This is a genomic window from Pedobacter sp. KLB.chiD (assembly GCF_047040275.1).
Lineage (GTDB): Bacteria > Bacteroidota > Bacteroidia > Sphingobacteriales > Sphingobacteriaceae > Pedobacter.
In genome coordinates, this window is the sequence record NZ_CP178207.1 from 4221094 (window position 1) to 4245094 (window position 24001).

At 39.2% G+C, this 24001-nt stretch carries 16 protein-coding genes; 12 read left to right on the top strand and 4 right to left on the bottom strand.

Annotated elements, in window-relative coordinates:
* Positions 1-162: 162 nt before the first annotated feature.
* Positions 163-498, bottom strand: coding sequence for a tRNA-binding protein (locus tag ACK1I8_RS17335; RefSeq protein ID WP_412466545.1), 336 nt, complete (start codon positions 496-498; stop codon positions 163-165).
* 186 nt (positions 499-684) lie between these two features.
* Here ACK1I8_RS17335 and ACK1I8_RS17340 point away from each other — a divergent pair, with 186 nt between their 5' ends.
* The 7 genes from ACK1I8_RS17340 (at position 685) to ACK1I8_RS17370 (ending at position 10797) form a co-directional block, all read left to right on the top strand.
* A complete protein-coding gene (locus ACK1I8_RS17340) occupies positions 685-2166 on the top strand; it encodes a xylulokinase (protein WP_412466546.1) in 1482 nt (493 codons plus the stop codon).
* Positions 2167-2274: 108 nt separating this feature from the next.
* Positions 2275-3606 (top strand): xylose isomerase, encoded by a 1332-nt coding sequence (gene xylA, locus ACK1I8_RS17345; protein ID WP_412466547.1) that lies wholly within the window; start codon positions 2275-2277, stop codon positions 3604-3606.
* Between the two features lie 264 nt (positions 3607-3870).
* Positions 3871-5538 carry a sodium/sugar symporter gene (locus tag ACK1I8_RS17350; RefSeq protein WP_412466548.1) on the top strand — a complete coding sequence of 556 codons (1668 nt, stop codon included), beginning with the start codon at positions 3871-3873 and terminating at the stop codon, positions 5536-5538.
* Positions 5539-6476: 938 nt separating this feature from the next.
* Complete coding sequence (locus ACK1I8_RS17355) at positions 6477-8921, top strand: TonB-dependent receptor (protein WP_412466549.1); 2445 nt, start codon at positions 6477-6479, stop codon at positions 8919-8921.
* Positions 8922-8992: 71 nt separating this feature from the next.
* On the top strand, positions 8993-9637 hold the full coding sequence (locus ACK1I8_RS17360; protein WP_412466550.1) for a thiamine phosphate synthase: 645 nt from the start codon (positions 8993-8995) through the stop codon (positions 9635-9637).
* Between the two features lie 108 nt (positions 9638-9745).
* The gene (locus ACK1I8_RS17365) at positions 9746-10306 is read left to right on the top strand and encodes a thiamine pyrophosphokinase (protein ID WP_412466551.1); all 561 of its coding nucleotides are present in this window, start codon (positions 9746-9748) and stop codon (positions 10304-10306) included.
* Positions 10303-10797, top strand: a complete 495-nt coding sequence (locus tag ACK1I8_RS17370) for an N-acetyltransferase family protein (RefSeq protein WP_412466552.1) — start codon at positions 10303-10305, stop codon at positions 10795-10797. The genes ACK1I8_RS17365 and ACK1I8_RS17370 overlap by 4 nt, the downstream gene beginning before the upstream one ends.
* Before the next feature lie 246 nt (positions 10798-11043).
* Here the strand turns inward: ACK1I8_RS17370 and ACK1I8_RS17375 are convergent, their stop codons facing one another.
* Positions 11044-13434 carry an outer membrane beta-barrel protein gene (locus tag ACK1I8_RS17375; protein ID WP_412466553.1) on the bottom strand — a complete coding sequence of 797 codons (2391 nt, stop codon included), beginning with the start codon at positions 13432-13434 and terminating at the stop codon, positions 11044-11046.
* A 645-nt stretch (positions 13435-14079) separates the two neighbouring features.
* A complete protein-coding gene (locus tag ACK1I8_RS17380) occupies positions 14080-15759 on the bottom strand; it encodes a dipeptidyl-peptidase 3 family protein (protein ID WP_412466554.1) in 1680 nt (559 codons plus the stop codon).
* Between the two features lie 113 nt (positions 15760-15872).
* On the opposite strand from ACK1I8_RS17380, the gene ACK1I8_RS17385 reads away from it, so the two are divergent.
* Entirely contained in the window at positions 15873-16709 is an 837-nt protein-coding gene (locus tag ACK1I8_RS17385) for an N-acetylmuramoyl-L-alanine amidase (protein ID WP_412466555.1), read from the top strand.
* Positions 16710-16817: 108 nt separating this feature from the next.
* Positions 16818-19340 (top strand): carboxypeptidase-like regulatory domain-containing protein, encoded by a 2523-nt coding sequence (locus ACK1I8_RS17390; protein WP_412466556.1) that lies wholly within the window; start codon positions 16818-16820, stop codon positions 19338-19340.
* A 91-nt stretch (positions 19341-19431) separates the two neighbouring features.
* Here the strand turns inward: ACK1I8_RS17390 and ACK1I8_RS17395 are convergent, their stop codons facing one another.
* Positions 19432-21084, bottom strand: a complete 1653-nt coding sequence (locus ACK1I8_RS17395) for a glutamine--tRNA ligase/YqeY domain fusion protein (RefSeq protein WP_412466557.1) — start codon at positions 21082-21084, stop codon at positions 19432-19434.
* A 113-nt stretch (positions 21085-21197) separates the two neighbouring features.
* Between ACK1I8_RS17395 and ACK1I8_RS17400 the strand changes: the two genes are divergently transcribed.
* The 3 genes from ACK1I8_RS17400 (at position 21198) to ACK1I8_RS17410 (ending at position 23969) form a co-directional block, all read left to right on the top strand.
* Positions 21198-21620 (top strand): cobalamin B12-binding domain-containing protein, encoded by a 423-nt coding sequence (locus ACK1I8_RS17400; protein WP_412466558.1) that lies wholly within the window; start codon positions 21198-21200, stop codon positions 21618-21620.
* Positions 21621-21623: 3 nt separating this feature from the next.
* On the top strand, positions 21624-22403 hold the full coding sequence (locus ACK1I8_RS17405) for an enoyl-CoA hydratase/isomerase family protein (protein ID WP_412466559.1): 780 nt from the start codon (positions 21624-21626) through the stop codon (positions 22401-22403).
* A gap of 147 nt (positions 22404-22550) precedes the next feature.
* Entirely contained in the window at positions 22551-23969 is a 1419-nt protein-coding gene (locus tag ACK1I8_RS17410) for a sigma-54-dependent transcriptional regulator (protein WP_412466560.1), read from the top strand.
* Positions 23970-24001 lie beyond the last annotated feature (32 nt).

Sequence of the window (24001 nt, forward strand, 5' to 3'; positions counted from 1 at the left end):
AAGTTCGCACTCGTGCCTCGCTAGCGGTCTTTCCACTTCATCCGATGGCTATCGGATCAGGGCTATTTAACAAAAGCCTGTGCCAATAGTGAGCAAATAACATGCAGACTTCCGAATTTCCCTGGAGAAGAGGGCCGGCAAAACTTCGGAAGCCTCGGGATGTTAGATAAGTTTACTGCCGTTGGGCACTTTGCTTTCCACTGTGGTTAACACGATATCGCCGTTTTCATCAGCAAAACCGGTTACTAAAAATTCAGACATAAATTTTCCGATCTGTTTTTTAGGGAAGTTAATCACACCAACAATCTGTTTTCCTGGTAAGTCTTCCAATGTATAATGTTTCGTAATCTGCGCGCTGCTCATTTTAATGCCAAATTCGCCAAAGTCTACCTTTAATTTGTAAGCAGGTCTCCGGGCTTCCGGAAATTCAAAGGCTTCCAGAATAGTACCTACCCTTAATTCAACTTTTTCGAAATCGCCCCATGTAATCTGTTCCATAAATAATCGTTTGTACCTTGTAAAAATATAAATAATTAAATATTCCGCATCAGTTTGAACGTAAATCGACACAATTAAACCGTTTGCATAAATTCGATAGCTTTTTAAAAAAATTTGCGTTTTACATTTTTACCACTATCTTTATGCAACCGTTTGCATAACCAAATATTAAAATCATATGAAAGCATGTATTTATTAGGGATTGACTTAGGCACCTCATCTATCAAAGTTGCTGTTGTTGATGCCGCGACGCAAAAAAACATCGCCACAGCTCAATATCCTGAAGAAGAAACAGCCATCAAATCTTTACAATCAGGCTGGGCAGAACAATCACCTGATGATTGGTGGCATAATGTTCAACAAGCCATTCTTAAATTAAATTCAACGGGGCTTTTTGATCCAAAAAAAATTAAAGCCATTGGCATTGCGTATCAAATGCACGGACTGGTTGTTGTAGACCAAAACCAGCAGGTGCTCCGCGATAGTATCATCTGGTGCGATAGCAGGGCAGTTGAATTGGGCAATGGCGCTTTCGAGGCAATCGGTCACGAAAAATCTTTGAAACATTTATTAAATTCTCCTGGCAACTTTACGGCGTCAAAACTGGCCTGGATAAAAGCAAACGAGCCAGAGGTATATAACCGAATACATAAAATCATGCTCCCTGGCGATTTTATTGCGATGAAATTGACCGGAGAAATCACTACAAGTATTTCGGCCCTATCTGAAGGTATTTTCTGGGATTTTGAAAACCACGAAATTTCTAAAGATGTAATGGATTATTATGGCATTTCTGGCAACCTGATCCCAACCCTGCAACCTCTGTTTTCAGAACATGGTTATTTAAAAGCCGATATTGCCCATGCCCTGAACCTGCCAACCGGCATTCCAGTTGCCTATAAATCTGGCGACCAGCCCAACAATGCACTCTCCTTAAACGTATTAAATCCAGGGGAAGTTGCTGCTACAGCCGGAACCTCTGGGGTAATTTATGGGGTAAGTGAGGGGCTTACTTACGATAAACAATCGAGAGTGAACACCTTTGCACACGTAACCTACTCTGAAGAAAAAAAACACACCGGGGTTTTACTTTGTATTAATGGTACCGGCAGCATGTACCGTTGGGCAAAACATAACTTTGCACCGCAATCTACCTATGCAGAGCTGAATATCCAGGCCTCAGAAGCACCGATCGGAAGTAATGGTTTAAAAGTACTTCCTTTCGGAAATGGTGCAGAGCGGATGTTAAATAACCAATACACAGGCGCAGCATTATTGGGCATTGATTTAAACCTTCACCATCAGTCAGATATCTTCAGGGCAGTACAGGAAGGGATTGCCTTTTCTTTCCGTTATGGATTGGACATTATGCGCGAAAATGGCATGCAGCCTAAAGTGATTCGCGCCGGAAAGGCAAACCTGTTTTTAAGCGATGTATTTGCACAAACTTTTGTAGATGTTACGGGTATTCCGATAGAACTTTACGAAAACGATGGCAGTGCCGGGGCCGCTCTTGGTGCGGGTATAGGCGCCGGCATTTTTAAAAATGCAGAAGAAGCTTTTAGTAACCACAAAGTAATCAAAACCTTAATACCCAAACATTCAGCCGAGTATGAACCAATCTATCAGGATTGGAAAGAAATATTAGAGAAAGAATTAGCAAAATAAAGTTGGCTCATGGTTTAACGGCTAAATAAGTTAGCGATAAGCCATCAACTAAAAGACTATGGACTAATAAACCAAAGGTCATCAACCAAAAAACAAAAAAACAAAAACATGACAAAAGTAGTAACCGGAGCAACGGAGTTTTTCAAAGGCATTGAGCAGATCAAATTTGAAGGTCTGGAAAGTGATAATCCATTAGCATTTAGATGGTATGACGCCAACAAAGTGGTAGCAGGCAAAACCATGAGTGAGCATTTCAGGTTTGCCTGTGCTTACTGGCATTCATTTAATGGCAATGGTGCCGATCCATTTGGAGGCGCAACACACGTTTTTCCATGGGATGAAAAGAAAGATGCAGTAGAGCGGGCAAAAGATAAAATGGATGCAGCCTTTGAATTTATTACCAAAATGCAAATTCCATATTATTGTTTCCATGATGTGGATGTGGTAGATTATAGCGACGATGTTGCCGAAAACGAACGCAGATTACAGACACTTGTTGAGTATGCCAAACAAAAACAGGCCGATAGCGGCGTAAAACTATTATGGGGAACAGCCAATTTATTCAGCCACAAGCGCTATATGAACGGTGCATCTACCAATCCGGATTTTCATGTACTGGCGCATGGCGCTGCCCAGGTTAAAGCTGCCCTGGATGCGACCATAGCACTTGGCGGTGCGAATTATGTTTTTTGGGGTGGCAGAGAAGGTTATATGAGCTTACTGAACACCAATATGAAACGTGAGCAGGAGCATTTGGCAAAATTCTTACATACGGCTAAAGATTATGCCCGCAAACAGGGTTTTAAAGGAACCTTCTTTATTGAACCAAAACCATGTGAACCTTCCAAACACCAATACGATTACGATGCAGCAACAGTAAAAGGCTTTTTACAACAATACGATCTCTTGGCAGACTTTAAGTTAAATTTAGAAGTAAACCACGCCACACTGGCTGGTCATACTTTCCAGCATGAATTACAGGTTGCGGCAGATAATGGCCTGTTAGGATCTATCGACGCAAACCGTGGCGATTACCAGAATGGCTGGGATACGGATCAGTTCCCGAACGATATTAACGAGCTAACCGAAGCCATGTTAATCATTTTAGAAGGTGGCGGCTTACAAGGTGGGGGTGTAAACTTCGATGCGAAAATTCGCCGTAATTCTACTGATCAGAAAGATTTATTCTATGCACACGTAGGTGGTATGGATATCTTTGCCAGGGCATTAGTTACTGCGGATGCCATTCTTCAAAAATCTGATTATAAAAAAGTAAGGGCCGACCGCTATGCTTCATTTGATAGCGGAAAGGGTGCCGAATTTGAACAGGGTAAATTAAGCCTGGAAGACTTAAGAAATTACGCTGCAGAAAATGGCGAACCAGAAGTGCGCAGCGGAAAGCAGGAATATCTGGAGAACCTGATTAACCGGTATATTTAAATTATCTCCATAAATATATTATCCGCGGTCTGTGCAGGCACAGACCGCGATAGTACCTAAACTAAGCAAACTTAAATTTCTCTTCTCCCTTATTGGTGTACATTCTATTGCGAATGACAATCAAATAACCCATCTTAGCCGAATAATCTTTAATTTGAGGAAGTTCAAAATTAATAAACGTCATTTTAACATTTTTTAATTCAAAAAAAATGCAGATTAATTTATGATTTTGCTACATTTAGATTTCTAAACCAAATAACTTAAATGAAAGTCACAGATTACATTATTTTTTTAGCCTACTTTGCCATTGTGGCAATTTATGGCTTTTGGATTTACCATCGTAAAAAGCAGAAGCAGATGAGCAGCAAGGATTATTTCCTTGCGGAAGGTTCACTTACCTGGTGGGCCATTGGTACATCTTTAATTGCCTCTAACATTAGTGCCGAGCAATTTGTAGCCATGAGCGGCGACGGATTTAAAATGGGATTGGCCATCTCCACTTACGAATGGATGGCAGCTGCAACGTTAGTAATTGTAGCTACATTTTTTATTCCCGTATATCTTAAAAATAAGATCTACACCATGCCGCAATTTTTAAGTCAGCGTTACAATGGCACCGTAGCCATGATTATGGCTGTGTTTTGGTTGTTATTGTACGTGGTGGTAAACTTAACCTCTATCTTATACCTGGGTGCACTGGCTGTAAGCAGTATTTCTGGTATTGGTTTCTGGTATTGTATGATCGGCCTGGCCATTTTTTCTGTAATTATAGCATTAGGTGGCATGAAAGTAATTGGTTACACGGATGTAATCCAGGTAGCATTTTTAATTTTCGGCGGTTTAGCCACTACTTATCTGGCACTTAATTTAGTAAGTGATCATTTTGGTGGCCACGGTGTACTGGATGGTTTATCGTTCTTAAGGGAAAAAGCGCCAGATCATTTCCACATGATATTTAAGAAAGACAGTGCCAATTATGCTTCCTTACCGGGCATGACGGTATTGCTAGGCGGAATGTGGATTGTAAACTTAAATTATTGGGGATGTAACCAGTACATCACGCAACGTGCTTTAGGCGCTGATCTGAAAACGGCAAGAGCAGGTATTTTATTCGCTGCCTTTTTAAAGCTTTTGATGCCATTAATCGTGGTATTGCCAGGTATTGCAGTATATATGTTATATACAGAAAAAACGGGTATTGATGTGAATTCAATGATGCCTGGCGGAGAACTTCGTCCGGATAGAGCGTACCCTACTTTATTGAATATCCTGCCTACAGGACTAAAGGGTTTATCTTTTGCCGCTTTAACCGCAGCAATCGTAGCCTCGTTAGCCGGTAAAATCAATAGTATCTCTACCATCTTTACCCTGGATATTTTCAAGAAACACATTAATGTAGAAGCTAATGAGAAAAAACTGGTAGGTACCGGACGTGTAGTTGTAATTGTTGCAATGGCTATCGCAATCGCCATTTCGCCATTTTTAGGTATCGATAAAAAAGGTGGCTTCGAATTTATTCAGGAGTATACCGGTTTTGTAAGTCCTGGTATTTTTGCCATGTTTATTTTAGGCTTCTTCTGGAAAAAAACCACTTCCAATGCCGCTTTATTTGCTACAATAGGTGGTTTTGGTTTATCGGTATTGCTAAAATTCCTGCCAGGAATGATGGATTTGTCTTTCCTTCACAATTTTGGATTCTCGGTAGCCAATGCAGATGGAGTTTACGAGATACCTTTCCTGGATAGAATGGGCATTGTGTTTGTAGTCTGTATAATCGTGATGTTTGCCATTAGTATGTTCGAAAACAGCAAAGGCGATAAATCAAATGGTTTAGAAGTAGATTCGAGCATGTTCAAAGTTCATCCTTCTTTTGCCGTTGGATCACTGATTGTATTCGGAATTTTAGTTGCACTTTACTCTACTTTCTGGTAAAATTAAAATAAAAATATCCGAAAGGCCCGCAATGAAAATTGCGGGCCTTTCTTGTTTTTCTACTATTCAATTTTCATCAGTCCGTAGAGACGCTGCGCTTAACTCAACGGACAGGAAGGAAAAGCCGATTAATAGTAACACAGACTCCAGCCAAAATAGCCCTGATCCGATAGCCATTGGATGAAGTGGAAGCCCGCAAGCGAAGCATGAGCGCGGACTTATAACGGAAAGCAGGACTACAATAACCAATCAGCACTGCAATTGCGCTTCAAAAAAACAGAGATAATAATTTTAGACTATATAATTAACCAAACCCGGCTGACCCCAACTTATCGATAAAATTCACTTCTGTTTAATTGGAAATATTGAGTTTGAAAACTCAATCCTATCCGTAAATCCGTTTAGACGCTACGTTTAACTCTACAGCCAGGATAGCTGGAAGCGCCAATTAACAGTAACACAAACTCCAATTAACATAGCCCTGATCCGATAGCCCTTAATGTCTGCAGGTTAACATCGGGATCAAATTGGCAGCGGAAAAGCGGAAACTGAAAATGCCATGCAAACAGAACCGATCATTTTCTAAGCCTAATCGTCAGAAAATTTTATTAAAAATGCTATAAAGCTTCCAATTTTTAGCCAATTACTTTATAAATCTCCAAAAACCATTCGAACTGTCAAATATTTTCTACATTTGTCTCATCATTAGGGGTGCCTTGTTTAAATAACACAAAAACAGGCTGAGATCATACCCATTTTGAGGCAAAAGGTCGAAGGTAAAAAGGTAGAGGGTAAAATCCATCAGCCTTAAAACCTTCCAACCATCAACCTCAAATGCACCTGATCCGGGTAATGCCGGCGTAGGGATTGGAGTTATGGAAGTTTAACTGAAATCGGGGAGGCCCCTTTTCCGATGGGTTTAACTAAAAACAATAAAATTGAAAAATTTATTTTTTGCAGCACTTTTTGCAATGTTGCCTTTCTTTTTATCGGCACAAATTTCGGTTACAGGTAAAGTAACAGATCAGAACCAGCAGCCTCTGCCAGGCGCTACAGTTAAATTGCGGAACCAAAAAACAGCGGTGGTAAGCGATGCTGCCGGAAATTACAGCATTACAAACCTATTGAACGGAAAGTATACCATTGTTGTCAGTTATGTGGGTTATAAAACAATCGAAAAAGCTGTCGAACTTACTCAGAATACTACAGCTGATTTTAGCCTGGCACCACAAAATTTCCTGGCTGATGAGGTAATTGTACGCGCAACCCGCGCTACAGATAAATCAGCAACTACCTATAAGAATATTGGCAAGGAAGAAATCCAGCAGAATAATTTTGGGCAGGATTTGCCTTTTATTTTACAAAATACACCAGGTGTAGTGGTTACTTCTGATGCTGGTGCCGGTGTAGGCTATACAGGGATCAGAATCCGCGGAAGCGACAACAGCCGGATTAACGTTACGGTTAATGGCATCCCCATTAATGATAGCGAGAGCCAGGGAACATTTTATGTAAACATGCCCGATTTTGCCTCGTCTGTTGATAATGTGCAGATTCAGCGTGGTGTAGGGACCTCAACCAATGGCGCTGGAGCATTTGGCGCGAGTTTAAACATCCAAACGACTGCAAGCGAAACAGAACCCTATGCCGAACTGAACAATACTTATGGCAGTTTCAACACCTGGAAAAACACTGTAAAAGTAGGTACAGGTTTGATTAACAACCGTTTTAGCTTTGATGGCCGTTTATCAAGAATCAGTTCTGACGGTTATGTAGACCGTGGATCTTCTTTGTTAAAATCATACTTTTTATCTGGCGCTTACCATGGGGATAAGGATTTATTGCGTGTAAATGTTTTTTCCGGAAATGAAAAAACCTACCAGTCATGGAATGGAATCCCGCAATCGCGTTTAGAAAATGATTTAACTGGAATGCAGGCTTATATTGACAGAAACGGACTAAGTACAGAAGATGCGGCAAACCTGCTTAACTCGGGCAGGAGGTATAATAGTTTTCTTTATAACAACCAAACGGATAATTATACGCAGAACCATTACCAGTTAATCTATGCCAAACAGTTTTCTGATCAGTTTTCTTTTAACGGTGCCTTACACTATACCCACGGCGAAGGTTATTATGAAGAATACAGGGTGCAGGATAAATTGAAAAATTATGGTTTAAATCCGGTTGTTATTCCGGGGGGGACACCGGTTACAACTACAGATCTGATTCGCCGCCGCTGGCTGGATAATGATTTTTACGGTGTTACCTACGCTTTTAATTATGTGCCGGAAAAGAATTTAAATTTTACGTTGGGTGGAGCTTACAATGAATACAAAGGCGCACATTTTGGCCAGGTAATTTGGGCACAATACGCTTCAAACGGCGATATTGACCGACATTATTACGATAACGATGGTTTTAAGACCGATTTTAATGTTTATGGCAAGGTAAATTATATTCCTGTTGAAGATTTGAGTTTATTTGCCGATCTGCAATACCGCCGTGTCTATTATGATATTGCCGGAACAGAAAATAAGCTAAATACGCTGGCCATTAACCAAACCCTGAATTTCTTTAATCCGAAATTTGGAGCTACCTATTTTATTAATCCGCAGAGCAACATTTATGCTTCGTTCAGTGTGGCCAACAAAGAGCCTAACCGTGATGACTTTACAGATGCCGCCGTGGGCGTTACCCCTAAACCAGAGCGTTTACATGATATAGAACTGGGCTACCGTTTTAAAAACCAACAATTTAATATAGGTGCCAATGCCTATGGCATGTTTTACAAAAACCAATTGGTGGTTACCGGAAAAATAAATGATGTAGGGGGAAATTTCCGTCAGAACGTAGATCGGAGTTACCGCTTAGGCGTTGAGGTAGATGGTGCTTACACCATCAGTTCTCAGTTTGTATTAAATGTCAATGCCGCAATTAGCCGCAATAAAATCAAAAACTTTACCGAGTATTATGACGATTATGATAACGGTGGACAGGTAGTTAAAAACTATGAATTAACTGATATCTCCTATTCTCCAAATGCAGTGCTTTTTGGTGAGCTGGTTTATAAGCCCTTAAGTGGTTTTGCCGTGGCATTACAAAGCAAATATGTAAGCAAGCAATACCTGGATAATACCGAGAACAATGATAGGACGATAAACGGTTACTGGGTAAACAATGCACGTTTAGGTTATGATTTTAAATTTGCGGGCGTTAAAAACGTTAACATTGGTTTACTGGTCAACAATATTTTGGATAAACAATACGAAAGTAACGGTTATACTTATGGCTATCAATCGGGAGGAAGCAGAATCACCGAAAACTTTTTTTATCCACAGGCAGGTACCAACTTTTTGTTAAGTTTGAATGTAAAGTTTTAGTCTTTTATTCAGCGTTGACAACCTAATTTACCAGTTGTCCGTTAAGTTGTCAACGTTTATTAAGCCCTGGTATGAAATACATCGAGAAATTTCAGTACATCACACATGATATCCCGCAATTAAATCACATCGAACAGGCACAATTGGCCTGCGAGGCCGGTGCAAAATGGATCCAGTACCGTTGCCTGAGCAAAAATGACGAAGCACTCTTGCTGGATATTAATACGATTGCTGAAATCTGCGACGACTGGGGTACCACGTTAATCGTTACCGATCATGTTCATTTAAATGGAAAGGCTGATATTCAGGGTTTTCATATAGAAGATATGAACGCCGATTTTATTGCCCTGCGCAAACTGGTTGGCCCGGATATTACCCTTGGTGGATCTGCAATTACAGTACAAAATTTAACCCGCCTTGCCCGGGAAGGAGCTGATTATATAGGCTATGGTCCATTTGCAGCAACTGAAACCAAACCCAACAGTTATGAACATTTAGGTATTGAAGGTTATCAGCATGTGGTAAAAGAACTGAAAGGTCAGGCCATCAACATTCCGATATTGGCGGTGGGTGGTATTAAAACATACGATGTGGAAGCTTTAATGCAAACGGGCGTTTATGGGATAGCCGTTTCCGGCGCCATTAATTTTGCTGACGATTTTTTGGAAGCCTATCAGGATTTTTATACATTGGTTAAAGAAAGTACCCTTCTATAGATAAGCAGGCGCCTTCAGGGCTGATTAATATCCATACAATCGTAATCATTTTACGCATGGCTGATTCTTCTTATACCTTACTTAAAGCGAAATTTCTATATTCGCATTATGTCTTCACACCATATTGTAAAAGAAAAACAGGAACCGGCTTTGTACATCGATGAGCTTGGCGATTTTAACGAAGAACTTTTAGGACAACTGCTTGAATGGAGTCCTACACTTTTGGTAAACGGAGAAAATTATGATAAAATCTTTTCTTTAGGTTTAAAGGTAGATGTGCTGGTAAACGGAAGTGGGCAGGAAGCGCAGGAAGACACAAAAGTTATTCAGGGACCTGTTGATGCTTTAATGGTAGCCATTAATTATCTGTATGAAGAGAAATATCCTGCGGTAAATGTAATTACGAGGAAATTCGATCTGGAGAAATTTGCAGGTTTTGAAGACAAAATTAATCTGGTGGTATTTACAGAAAGAGCAAAGCACTATCCCATAAAAACGGGATTTTCGGTTTGGAAACCTGCGGGAAGTGAATTTCTGATTCATGGTAACCGGTATCTCGAAGTAACCAACCTCGCGCAGAATGAGGAAGAAATTTTTACCGTGGTTAAAGATGGCTTTGTGGAATTTACCTTCTCAGGACAACCAATTTTTATTAGCGAACCCATATGATCACCCTTAGAAAAGCTAAAGAAGAAGATTTAGAAATCATCAGGGATATTGCTGCGGCAACCTGGCCATCGACCTACCTTGATATCATCGGCCAGGCACAGATTGATTATATGTTGGATAAAATGTATAGCCAAGGAGAGCTGCTGAAGCAATTGATGGATGGGCATATTTTCCTGATTGCAGAAGAGGGTGAAAATCAGTTTGGTTTTGCAGGATATTCCATCATTGATCATGAGGAACGCATTTATAAGCTGCACAAGCTTTATGTTTTGCCATCTGCACATGGTAAAGGCATTGGAAAAATTTTAATTAATGAGGTTTTTAACCAGGTAAAAAATGCTGGGGGAAGTGCTTTGCAATTGAATGTGAACAAACATAATAAAGCCAAAGATTTTTACCTGAAAGGAGGTTTTACCATTAAAGAATCGGTAAAACTTGATATTGGTGAAGGCTATTTTATGGATGATTATATCATGGAATACAAGTTTTAAATCTTCTCCAACCGTCATTGCGAGAAGGCTTTTTCAGCCGGCGAAGCAAGCTTTATTAGCATGAAAGATTGCGTCGTCGTTCCTCCTCGCAATGACGATTTTTTTCGGGAGTACGTCCATGGTAACATACCGAATGTTCGGCCGCCTTAGGTATAAAGTTTTTCAACAAGCTCCATATAACAGATCAAAAATAAGATAACGTCGGATCGTCTGGACTGAAGCAGCGAAATGACGATAAAATCCCCCTTAATTCTTCATCCTACCCTGCTCAGCTTCGGTGCCTGTTGAACGGCGACGGGCAGGTTTAATCTCATTTTTACCAAAACGGTAGGTAAAACTAATCCGTCCGATTCGGGTTTCATTTTTTTGATGTAACGAATAGGTTAAGCCCGGATAGGCGCTTGATAAATTATTTTCAGACATATTAAATACATCGGATAAGGCTAGCTTCAAACTTGCTTTTTTGTTAAACATTGATTTGCTTAAACCTGCATCAATATAATAACGGGCTTTTAAACTTAACGTTCCATAATCCAGCGGTGATTCGTAGCTGCCATTTATTTCTGCTGTAAAACCATCCATAATGGTAAAGGTTTGCTGAGATTTAAACTGGAAAGATGTTTTTCCGGTTTTTAAAGCACTCCCGGCCAGATCCGGCGCTTCAAAACTAAGGTAAAAAACATTCAGGTTATTATTGGTCTGCCACCATTTCGTCAGCTGAAGCGGTACATTTAAATTGGCATTATAGCTAATATTAGTAGCGATGTTTGCATTGGTTTGATATAACGATTGATTTGCCGCATCAGGCAGAATGACCTCGGCAATGACATCATTAATCCTGCTATAGCCTATCGAGAGCATATATTTTTGCAACAGGGTATAACTGAGCTCAAAGTTGTGTGTATACTGCGGGTTTAAAAATGGATTTCCTTTACTATAGGTAAATTCATCCAAATAATAAATAAATGGATTTAAAGCGTCGTAACTCGGTCGGTCTATCCTTCTGCTGTAAGAAAACCCCAATTGATTGTTTTTCGAAAGCTTTTGCTGAACAAATAATGTTGGAAAGAAATCCCAGTAATTTCGTTCTACAACAGTGTTTTTGGTAACCAAATTTCCTTTCGAATTGGTTTGCTCCATCCTTAGACCAATTTGCACACTGGTATTTTTAAACTGCTTGTTGATATTAGTATAAGCCGCATTTACATTTTCATCATATATAAACTGATTGCTTCTCTTTACATCGTTTTGCCAGGCATTACTTACAAACGCTTCTGCCTGAAGATCATTATCCGTCTTCACCCAGCTGCTTTTAAGCCCGGCCTCAAGTTTAACCGTTTTGGTTAACGAAACATTATAATCGATTTTAAATGCCTTAATATCAATAATGGAAGGGGTATTGTTCCGGGTATAGATGATCGGGCGGATGCTGTTGCCATTTTGAAAACGATAGTCGTTTTCATAGTTGGAACCATCATTACCTTTATATCTGGAATAATCAACATCTGCAGAGATTTCTGAACCCGCGGTATCTAAAACAGACTTATAATTTAAATTATAAGACACGTTATTGTATGCGTTTGTTTGCAACGAATTGGTAATCAGACTCGAATCTACCTTTTGAAAAGATGGGCCGATTAAGGTATTATTGGCTGAAGCCTCGGTACCGTGGTTAAAATAACCGTTAACCAATATGCCAATGGTGTTTTTCTTGTCGATAAAATAATCCAATCCTGCCTTAAGGTTATTGTTATATTGTTTTCTATTGCTCTCGCCTACCTGCATAAAGTAAGTATTGGGTGTACCATTAGAAATCCGATCAATAGCAATCAGGTTATCGCGCTCAAACTTGCCATAGTTATAGTTACCAAAAAGATTAAGTTTCTTTGTACGGTGGTTCAGGTTTAAACCTGCATTTCCCCTTAGGTTTTTACCATAACCTAAAGATCCGTTTATGCTACCGTTGGTTCCGCCGCTTTTATTTTTTTTGGTTTTGATATTAATGATTCCTGAGTTACCTGAAGCATCGTATTTGGATGATGGATTGGTAATCAACTCAATGCTTTCAATGTCTGAACTCTGCATATTCCGCAGCAGGTTGGCTACATCGGCACTACTCATATAGGTCTGCTTACCGTCCAGTTGAATCAATACTCCCTGTTTGCCCATCATCGAAATCTTATCGTTTTGATCTACTGTCACGCCTGGTGCTTTTTGTAAAACTTCAAGCGCGGTAGAACCCGTCATGATGGAACTATTGGAGACATTCATGACAATTTTGTCCATCTTCCTTTCAATCAGCGGTTTGGTAACGGCTATATTTACTTCTTTTAGACGCTGTGCAGTCGCAACCAGCTTAGCCATACCGAAATCAATGCTCTGGTGGTTTTCAGTTAAGGTAATTATTTTACTTTTAAGCGTTTTATATCCCATGCTACTGGCTTTGTAAAAGTAGCTTCCTTTATTCGCCACAACAAATCCGAACCTACCATTCGGATCAGTAAAAGCTGTTTTAACCATACTCGAATCTGCAGCCTTAAACAGAACAACTGTTACACCATCAACTGGTTTATCCTGCTCGTCTACAATTACACCATTGATATTGGCTTTAGGTGTAGTTTGGGCGAAGGCCTGCATACAGTTTAAAAAAAGAGTTATCAGAAACGCTGTTTGATATATATTTTTCATTAGTCAGGTTTAAATTTTCTTAAAAAACAGGGCAAAAGAAATCCATAACACCTGTAAAAGGCATTTTTCAGTTATTGCTATTTTTTAAAGTTTAGTTTGGAAACGAAAGGTTTCCATGATTTTGTTATCAGTAAGACGACCGTTTTTTGAAAAGGTTACAGGGAATATGGAAAAGTATGGAAGCCAAAGTTCAGCGTTCTTAGTCGATGATCCATGACTGAGGTTTGGAGATGAAAAAGTTATTAAAAGCCCGTTTACATCAACGTTCACACATTACTTCAATTAATGTTATAGCGACTCGTAAATCCAAATCTTATTTCATTGCGTCATTCTGAACTTGTTTCAGAATCCTTAGGAAGAGGGAAACAGATATCCCCACAGGAAAATGCGCTTTCTAGATAGATCCTGAAACCAGTTCAGGATGACGATCAGCAGAAAGAAGTTTCGCAATATGAGGAAGTAATAACGTCCAATTTCGGTTAACTCATTAAACAATTAACCAAAATGCCAATTGCCAATGAATAAAATAGGCCACAGACACACAAGTTTACACGTGCTTATCTATGGCCTGTAAATTCTTCAGAAGGAAATCTTTTATTTTACTCCAAGTACATCAACACCTTGTTCGAAAACCACGTCAACCGGTATATTCTTTTTGGTTAAACGATCAAGGTCTTTCTGCAATTCTGGATGGATAATCGCTTTCTCTTTTTGTGCTTTCTCTACCGCAGCTTTATCGCCATTACCTTGAAGGGTAAGAATGAATGCACTCAAATCGTTCATGGCAGATGCAAATTTTTCGAAGTTTACCTTGTAAGTACCTTTGGATGTACGCTCAAAAGCGCCTTTTTCCTGAAAATAATTAAAGCATTGCATGTTTGCCTTTCCATGTGCTTCAGAAACACCAAAGCGGACTGAGCGTAAAATACCAGCCATAAATGTGGTGTAATAATCTTTTATATCACCTTGCAATTCACCCTTTTTAAGCAGGCCGGTTACCATATATAAACCTAAGATATCCGCTTTGCCTTCTTCCAGCCAGCTGTATTGCTCTTTTAATGCTGCACGAACAAAGCCTTTTCCGGTGATGGTTTTTTTGATGCCTAAACCATGTGCTACTTCATGAAACATTACGTTGGCAAAAAAGGCATCAAACTTAATGTACTGCTGTTGGTCGGCTTCAATTAATTCTTTTGATATTGGTACCAGGATCTTATCAAATTTCGCCTGCATAGCGTTTTTAAGCTGCGACCGGCGCGTGCCCTTTTCCTGTTGAATCTTTTCGTCGTTTGGAAGATTAACAGCGATCGTTTTCGATCCGGCATTACAATCTCCGGCATAATAAACGACGTCATAAGCATTTAGTTCAGAGTCGGTTCCCGGGGTTTCTGTTTTGTATTTTGCCGCAACAGGTAGATTTTTTTGTAAGTCAGGAAGCATTTTTACATATTTCGCCAAACGTTTGCTCCACTCTTTGTCTTTGATCAAAACATAAGCTTCGTAACTGGTACGGGCATTAAAAAGTTTGTCTTCATAATTTTCAATAGGGCCGATAATGATATCCAGGCCATTGGTTTTCATATCCAGCCAGGCATAATCACTCGCTGTAAAATTATCGGTTACCAAAGCATCTGCTCTTAAGTTCAGATATTTTTTTAAACCGGCATCCTCCGCAATCAGAGCCGCCTGTTTCAACAATGAACTCGCTTTTTGTAATTCTGCAGCAAATAGTACGTGATAGGGTACCGTTGATAATTTTCCGGTGCTGTCTTTTTGAACAACGGAATAGGCGCCAAATTTATCCTTAAGGTCTGACTTTTCAATGGCTTCCTTTGTAATGCCGTATGGATAAAAGAATGATCCTTCCGGTTTCGGGCCAACACCTTCAACAAATGGTTTATCATTATTTAATCTGTCCCAGGGACCATAATTGATATTAACAAAATCGCGTGTTTTTTCGTCTTTAATAGTAGCCAGCAGACTATCTCTTTGCGGATAGGCCTGTTTCCAGTAAAGTTGATCCATAATTTCTGCCGCCTGAATTAACAAGGGCAAAATTTTACGATCGTTAACACTAAGCCCGTTAATATTGGTAGTTAACTTTACCCGCTCGTAAATGGGTAGCCGCTGCGCAACGTAATTGATCAGGCTATCTTGTCGTACCACCACAGTCTTTTCATCTTTAGATTTATTGTTACCAGTGCAAGACGATAAAGCGCCTACTGAAATAGCGACTGCCGATAAAAACAGGGCTGATTTGTATAAATTCTTCATATTAAAGTATATGGCTGCTAAATTAGTAAATTTTGAAAGCTTTGTATAAAGTTTGATGCATTGGCCGAAGTTTAACATAACTTTGTACCTTCGATCAGCTAACTGTTTACGCTATGTTGTTTTTCAAATTATCAAAATCATTTTCTATTTCTGCACTTTCTCTGGTACTTATTTTATCTGCATGTGGAAGCAGCAAATACGCTGCAACAGAAAAAATTTATAAGGAAAAGGCTAAAGATTTTTCAAAAATAATAAACGCTACGCCTCCGGTTGGCCAGCTTTACGATTCGTTGAGCGCCGCCAATCAGGAATGGATTGGTTCTGTAAATTTTGGCATACGGAAACCAAACTTTGTGGTCATTCACCATACTGCTCAAGATAGTCTGGCTCAAACTATAAAGACATTTTTTTCAACCAAAGCCGGTACCAGCGCACACTATGTAATTGGCCGAGATGGTAAAGTTGTACATATGGTTAACGACTATTTGCGTGCAAACCATGCTGGTGTGAGCAAATGGGGCAAAGACACTGACCTTAATTCTTCATCTATTGGCATTGAACTGGATAATAATGGCTTAACTGATCCATGGCCTGATGCGCAGATCAACAGCTTATTAAAGTTGCTGGCAACTTTAAAAAAAACATATAACATCCCAACAGCGAATTTTATTGGTCATGCAGATATTGCACCAGGTCGTAAAAACGACCCCAGAAATTTTCCCTGGAAGCGACTGGCAGATAAAGGTTTTGGATTTTGGTACGATGAGGTTTTAAAAAACCCACCTGCCGACTTTGATACAGAAAAAGCCCTCAAATACATTGGTTATAATACCACCAACTTACCCGCTGCCATTGAAGCTTTTAAAATTCATTTTATACAAACAGATATCACAAAAACTTTAACTCCGGTTGATATTTTAGTATTGTATAATGTTTATACAAAGTATTAAAGCAGATTAGCCTACACGATCACGCTGACGCGATATTAATAACCGGTTTTGAATTGCTGCAATCTTTTAGGAGAATAATTTTAACTTTGGTTATCTAATTAATATGTTATGCTCCGCTTCATCTGCAGATGGCTGTTTTTATTAGGTCTCATACTATCTGCCAAACCTTTTTCTGTCTCTGCTCGTCAGTTAATTGACCAGCAAATCATTAAAAACTATGATACAATCAGAAAAAATATCCCAAGAGAAAAAGTCTACGTTCAACTAGACAAACAACTGTTTGCTCTGCAAGACACTTTATGGTTTAAGGCTTATCTTGTAGATGCTACAACAAATGCCTATTCACCAATAAGCGGACTAATTTATTTTGACCTCATCAGTTCAGCAGGGAATCCTGTAGCCACTCTAGCCCTGCCCTGTAGTTTTGGACTTACCTGGGGTTCATTTGTTTTAGCTGAAAAACGATTTCCTCCCGGCCGTTACACTTTTAGGGCATATACCCGATGGATGCAGAACTTTGGAAGTGCTTATATTTTTAAACGTGAAATCACAATAGTTGATCCCCAGATACAAAATAACGATTTAGGTAAAAGTAAAATTTCAGCAGCTAGCCGCAAAGTAAATCCATCAAAGTTAAACCTGACCAATTCAGATATTGATATTCAGTTTTTACCTGAAGGTGGAAGCTGGTTACAGCAAATAACTCAGAAGATGGCTTTCAAGGCAATTAACAGTTTAGGTAAAGGTATCAAGGTAGAAGGTGAAATACTGGATTCAAAACAGCAAAAAGTTGCTGATTTTAAATCAAATATGAATGGAATGGGTTATTTTAAAATGATGCCGCTTCCGGATGAGCAATATTCTGCTAAAATTAAAGTGGGTGATAAGTTCTTTAATCAAAAATTGCCTAAATCCTTAGCCCTGGGAACCGCTTTAAGTCTAGATGTAAATAGCAATGCAGATTCAATGATGTTGAAGGTATTTTCAACTCAGGCAAATCCATATTTAACTATAATCGGACAATCCAGAGGAAATCTTTGTTTTATTGCACATATCAAGGCTGATAAAGAGGAGAAGGCCATAAAAGTATCTAAAAATCTTTTTCCAACAGGAGTAAGTCAGATTTTGCTTGTTAATGAACTGAATCAGGTATTGAATGAACGATGTTTCTTTTTAAAATTTAAAGATCAATTGATGATCTCATCTGCGATAGATGGGGCAAGTTTCGGTAAAAGAGATAGTATTCCTCTAAAAATCAAGGTAACGGATGGTGGAGGTAACCCGGTAGAAGGTTCTTTTTCGCTATCGGTAACTGATGATCATCAGATTTTAAAAGACATAACGCATGATTCCAATATCCTGAGCGATCTCTTGCTCACCAGTGATTTAAAAGGGGAGATTGAAAAACCCGGACAATATTTTGCTTCAGTAAATAGAAACGCGGCTGAAGATCTGGATGCACTTATGCTTACCCAAGGCTGGGTAAGTTATGACTGGCCAATGAATAAAATTCCTGAATTTAAACCTGAAAATGATTATACTATAAGTGGAACGGTGACTAATATCTTTAATAAGCCTGCTGTGGGCGCAAAAGTCACCATTTTAGGTCAAAATAAAGGTTTTATGATGATGGATACAGTTACTAATAAAAGTGGTGAATTTCTTTTTAAAGATTTACCGATTTTAGATAGTGCTTCTGTAGTCATTCAAGCCCTAAATGTTAATGGAAAAAAAGGTACACTAGGCATTGAATTAAATGAATTTAAGCGGCCTTTAGCAGAGCCTGTTAAAGGAAATACAGAACAAAACGAGGTTGATTTGCCAGATTCAACCATTCAAAAATTTTTGGCAGTGAGACGTCAGACTGAAGAAGCACTGATCAAAAGTGGCATTGTATTACGTGAGGTTAAAATATTTGGTAAAAGCACAGTAAAAGGATCAAAGAATCTGAATGGGCCAGGGAATTATTCCCAAGTCCTAACGGATATCGATCTGGAGCCGATGGCTAAAAAAACACTTTATGATGTTTTGATGGAAAAGATAAAAGGCTTTCGCCCGGGGTTTGAACGGCGAAGCGGTAAAAGAGACTTTTTCATAAATTTCGATCTGGCCAGGTTTGTCATCGATGGAATGGATATAGATCGCTTTTATATGGGAGGGGGTAGCGGAACGAATGCCTATTATGAATATGTGAAAAGTTATCTGGATTATTATTCGGCAGAAGATATTATCGGTATCGAAACCATGGAGAATGGTTTAAGCTGGAGTTACAGATCTCAGTTTAAACATCCGATGGACAATACCAACTATGCTTTTATTGAAATCACAACCAAAGTCGGCTTAGGTCCATTTTTAAAAAAGGCTGCTAATATGTATCTGCTAAGGCCCATTAATTATGGTGACAAGCGGGTTTTCTATCAGCCAAAATATACAAATACTAACAAAGATAATGCACGTCCGGATTACCGGTCTACAATTTACTGGAACCCGAATATAATAACAGATAAAGATGGAGTAGCCGAGGTAAGTTTTTTCTCTTCAGATCAAAAAGGAAGCTATACAGTTTGGATAGAGGGAACAGATATAAATGGTGGATTAGGCCTAAAGGCAATGAAGATCAATATTCGATAAGACCAGACCAACCATCATTTCAATATTCTAATTTTAAAGCCATAGTATCCAAAATTAATCGGGATCTATGGCTTTAAAATTATATTGATTTTTAGACTTTCTTGAAGGTGTCTTTTAATGTAACTGTTCTGTTGAAAACCAATTTATCGGCTGTAGAATCTTTATCTAAACAGAAATAACCTTTGCGGATAAACTGATAGCGGCTTTCTAAATTGGCATCTGCCAATGCTGGCTCAATGTAGGCAGTAGGTAATACAATTAAACTTTCGGGATTTAAATAGTCTTTAAAATCACCTTCTTCTGCATCCGGTGTTTCAGATGTAAATAAACGATCGTATAAGCGGATTTCGGCCGTTTTAGCATGCGGAGCGCTTACCCAGTGGATGGTTCCTTTAACATTGATCCCGCTCGTATCGCTTCCGCTCTTCGATTCCGGAATGTAGGTACAATGAATTTCAGTAACGGTTCCGTTTTCATCCTTCACAAAATCTTCGCATTTAACAATGTAGGCAAATTTTAAGCGTACCATTGCACCAGGAGCCAGACGGAACCATTTCTTTGCCGGCACTTCCATAAAATCTTCACGTTCTATCCAAAGCTCCTTGCTAAAAGGGATTATCCGTGTACCCCCGCCATCTTCAGCTTCAGGATTATTCTCGCCGATTAACTCTTCTGTACCTTTTTCATAATTCGTGATCACCAGTTTAATCGGGTCTAAAACTGCCATTACCCGGTTAGCCGTTTTATTTAAATCTTCGCGGATGCAAAATTCCAATAAACTAAGCTCAATTAAGTTTTCGCGTTTGGCAATACCGATACGTTCGCAAAACTCGCGGATACTTTTTGGGGTAAAACCTCTCCTACGCAAACCGCTAATAGTAGGCATACGCGGATCGTCCCATCCGTTTACCAGGTTTTCGTTAACGAGTTGAAGAAGCTTACGCTTACTCATTACCGTACTGGTGAGATTTAAACGGGCAAATTCATATTGTTTTGAAGGAAAAATTTCTAATTTTTCGATAAACCAATCATACAGTTCGCGGTGCGAAACATACTCCAGTGTACAAATGGAGTGGGTAATATGCTCAATACTATCGCTTTGTCCATGAGCAAAGTCGTACATGGGATAAATACACCATTTATTGCCTGTACGGTGATGTTCAGCATGTTTGATACGATAGATAATCGGATCGCGCATTAACATGTTCGGACTGGCCATATCGATTTTAGCCCTCAGAATATAGGCACCATCAGGAAATTCTCCATTTTTCATTTTGGTGAAAATGCCTAAATTTTCTTCGATGCTGCGGTTGCGATACGGGCTATCCTGTCCGGGTTCGGTTGGTGTACCTTTTAAGGCTGCGATTTCATCTGCAGAACTCTCATCAACATATGCCAGGCCTTTCTCAATCAGCTTAACGGCAAAGCCATACAGCTCATCAAAATAATCTGAAGCATATAATTCATTTTTCCAGTTAAAACCCAACCACCTGATATCTTCTTGCTGACTGTTTACATACTCTGTTTTTTCGGTAACCGGATTGGTATCATCAAAACGCAGATTGGTATAACCGCCATATTTTTGTGTTAGTCCGAAATTTAAGCATATTGCTTTCGCGTGGCCGATGTGTAGATAACCATTAGGTTCAGGCGGAAAACGCGTAACCAAAGTTTCATACTTACCACTATTTAAGTCGTTCTCAACAATTTCTTCAATAAAGTTCAATGACTTCTCTTCGCTCATAAAAACCTGTAAATTAGGAATGCAAATGTAAAAAGATTAGCGCAATTCTACTTGTTTTAGTTAATGATTAATTTGAGCGTCAAAATCAATACATTTACATCAACTTAATATGAATGATGAGCAAAGTATTAAATCGGCCTATCCGCGTTTTAGTAGCTAAAGTTGGATTAGATGGCCATGACAGGGGGGCTAAAGTAATTGCAACTTCCCTGCGGGATGCTGGTATGGAAGTAATTTATACCGGCCTGCGTCAAACACCAGAAATGGTAGTGAACACGGCGCTCCAGGAGGATGTTGATGCCATCGGAATTTCTATCCTGTCGGGGGCACATCTGACGGTTTTTCCAAAGATTATTCATTTCATGAAAGAAAAACAGTTAGATGATGTGTTATTAACCGGCGGTGGGATTATCCCAGAAGCGGACCGTTTAAAACTGGCAGCCATGGGCGTGGGGGAGCTATTTCCACCGGGTACAACAATGGCAAGTATTGTAGAATATATTCAGAATTGGGTAACAGAAAATAGAAATTTTTAAGCTATGGCATATCAAAATTTAATCTCAGAACTAAAGGAAAACATTTTATACGTCACCATCAATCGCGAAAAGGCGCTAAATGCTTTAAACAAGGATACTTTGGCAGAACTGGCAGATGTAATTGCTTATGCAGATAAAACCGATGAGGTAAGGGGTGTTATTTTGACCGGCGCAGGTGAAAAGGCTTTTGTTGCAGGGGCTGACATTAAAGAATTTTCTGATTATAGTGGTAAGCAGGGAGAGGATTTAGCCAAACTCGGTCACGATCGGGTTTTTAATGCGATTGAGAATTCTTCAAAGCCATTTATTGCCGCTATCAATGGTTTTGCTTTAGGTGGCGGACTAGAGTTGGCCATGGCCTGCCATATGCGCATCGCTTCAGATCATGCGAAGTTGGGTTTGCCCGAAGTAACGTTAGGCTTGATTCCCGGTTATGGAGGTACGCAGCGTCTCACCCAACTGGTTGGAAAAGGCAAAGCAATAGAAATGATTACAACTGCAAATATGATTACGGCTTCAGCGGCAGAAAACATAGGTCTTGTAAATTATGTTGTTCCACAGCCTGATTTAATTACCAAAGCGGAAGAACTATTGAATGTAATCAAGCAACGTGCGCCATTGGCTGTCTCGGCTGCAATCAAGGCTGTTATCGCAGCTGTAAATAATAACGATGGTTATGCTACCGAAATTGAAGCGTTTGGCAAATGTTTTGAAACGGCCGATTTTAAAGAAGGTGTAAGCGCATTTATTGAAAAAAGAAGACCAAATTTTTCGGGAAAGTAGTAATGTCGTAATATTAATTTGACATATAACATAACAAAAATGTTGCACAGCCTTTCCAAAGTGATTTTTTTTGAGTAATTATGTTATTTAATTATTAACTCAATATGTTATCTATGCATATGGGTTTTGATGATAACAACGCTGCTCATGAAAAAGAAGATACTCATTGTTGACGATGAAATTAGCATCGGCTTATTGCTCTCCAATTTTTTAATCAAAAAAGGATTTGAAGTTTCAAATGTAGCAAGTGGCAAAAAGGTTTTGCAAGCACTTGAAAAGAAACGGTTTGATCTGGTATTATGTGATTATCGTTTAGGTGATACAAGCGGGAAGGAGATTTTAATTTACATTAAAGAAAACTATCCCAACACCATTGTCATTATTATTACAGGTTATTCGGATATTAAACTTGCTGTAGAACTGATAAAATTAGGGGCTTATGATTATATTGTGAAGCCGCTTTACCCGGATGAAATTTTAAATACCATCAATAAAGCCTTAGAAACACAGGGCGCACTTCAATCTACTGAAGGTATGGAAGACGCTGGTAGCCCTATTAACTCTGATCTGCTGAATTGCCCGGAGTATATCAATGGGGAGAGCGATGCTTCAGCATTATTGCTCAAACAAATCCAGCTTATTGCACCAACAGGTTATACCGTTATTTTGACGGGCAAAAGTGGAACAGGAAAAGAATGTGTTGCCAAAACCATACACCTGAACAGTTCTCGTCGCGAGCAGCCTTTCGTTGCTATGGATTGCGGATCTTTAACTAAAGAGTTAGCCGCCAGTGAATTTTTTGGACATGAGAAAGGTGCATTTACCGGAGCAGCTTTCACTAAAATCGGTCACTTTGAGCAAGCTAATGGTGGTACATTATTTCTTGATGAGGTCGGTAATCTTTCTTACGAGATCCAGGCAACCCTGCTCAGGGCGGTGCAAGAGCGGAAGATAAAGCGGATTGGAAGTACAAAAGAGATTGATCTGGATGTGCGGCTTATTGTAGCCACCAATGAAAATTTAATGGAAGCGGTTCATAACGGTGCATTTAGGGAAGATTTATATCACCGTTTTAATGAATTTTCGATACAAGTACCGGCGTTAAAAGATCGCGAACACGATATCCTAATTTTTGCAGCGCACTTTTTGGCCAGAGTAAACATAGAATTGAATAAAAATATCAAAGGCTTTTCTGATGAAGTGAAGAAATGTTTATTGGCATACCATTGGCCTGGTAATGTACGCGAGCTGAAAAATGTAATTAGGCGCATTGCCTTATTAACTGATGGTGATTGGATAGAAACCCATGTATTACCATTTGAACTTGGTATAACTGATTATCGGAAGAAACCGAATGAAAGAAAAGCCATCCATTTGCCGCAAACATTAAACCATGATCAATCACTTAATTTGAGGCATGCAGCTAAAGAAGCTGAATATAATGCTATTCTGGAAGTATTAAAAGCGGTTAATTTCAACAAAACCAAGGCCGCAAAAATTTTAAACATCGACAGAAAAACACTTTACAATAAAATCAAATTTATTGATGCTGGCAAGAGAACTTAAATTTTAAATCAGGAAAACAAAACCGGCTATTT

Excerpts from the sequence above, each read along its gene's own strand:
- ACK1I8_RS17335 (WP_412466545.1), bottom strand. The coding sequence starts at position 498 with ATGGAACAGATTACATGGGGCGATTTCGAAAAAGTTGAATTAAGGGTA.
- ACK1I8_RS17340 (WP_412466546.1), top strand. The coding sequence starts at position 685 with ATGTATTTATTAGGGATTGACTTAGGCACCTCATCTATCAAAGTTGCT.
- xylA (WP_412466547.1), top strand. The coding sequence starts at position 2,275 with ATGACAAAAGTAGTAACCGGAGCAACGGAGTTTTTCAAAGGCATTGAG.
- ACK1I8_RS17350 (WP_412466548.1), top strand. The coding sequence starts at position 3,871 with ATGAAAGTCACAGATTACATTATTTTTTTAGCCTACTTTGCCATTGTG.
- ACK1I8_RS17360 (WP_412466550.1), top strand. The coding sequence starts at position 8,993 with ATGAAATACATCGAGAAATTTCAGTACATCACACATGATATCCCGCAA.
- ACK1I8_RS17365 (WP_412466551.1), top strand. The coding sequence starts at position 9,746 with ATGTCTTCACACCATATTGTAAAAGAAAAACAGGAACCGGCTTTGTAC.
- ACK1I8_RS17370 (WP_412466552.1), top strand. The coding sequence starts at position 10,303 with ATGATCACCCTTAGAAAAGCTAAAGAAGAAGATTTAGAAATCATCAGG.
- ACK1I8_RS17375 (WP_412466553.1), bottom strand. The coding sequence starts at position 13,434 with ATGCAGGCCTTCGCCCAAACTACACCTAAAGCCAATATCAATGGTGTA.
- ACK1I8_RS17380 (WP_412466554.1), bottom strand. The coding sequence starts at position 15,759 with ATGAAGAATTTATACAAATCAGCCCTGTTTTTATCGGCAGTCGCTATT.
- ACK1I8_RS17385 (WP_412466555.1), top strand. The coding sequence starts at position 15,873 with ATGTTGTTTTTCAAATTATCAAAATCATTTTCTATTTCTGCACTTTCT.
- ACK1I8_RS17390 (WP_412466556.1), top strand. The coding sequence starts at position 16,818 with ATGCTCCGCTTCATCTGCAGATGGCTGTTTTTATTAGGTCTCATACTA.
- ACK1I8_RS17395 (WP_412466557.1), bottom strand. The coding sequence starts at position 21,084 with ATGAGCGAAGAGAAGTCATTGAACTTTATTGAAGAAATTGTTGAGAAC.
- ACK1I8_RS17400 (WP_412466558.1), top strand. The coding sequence starts at position 21,198 with ATGATGAGCAAAGTATTAAATCGGCCTATCCGCGTTTTAGTAGCTAAA.
- ACK1I8_RS17405 (WP_412466559.1), top strand. The coding sequence starts at position 21,624 with ATGGCATATCAAAATTTAATCTCAGAACTAAAGGAAAACATTTTATAC.
- ACK1I8_RS17410 (WP_412466560.1), top strand. The coding sequence starts at position 22,551 with ATGAAAAAGAAGATACTCATTGTTGACGATGAAATTAGCATCGGCTTA.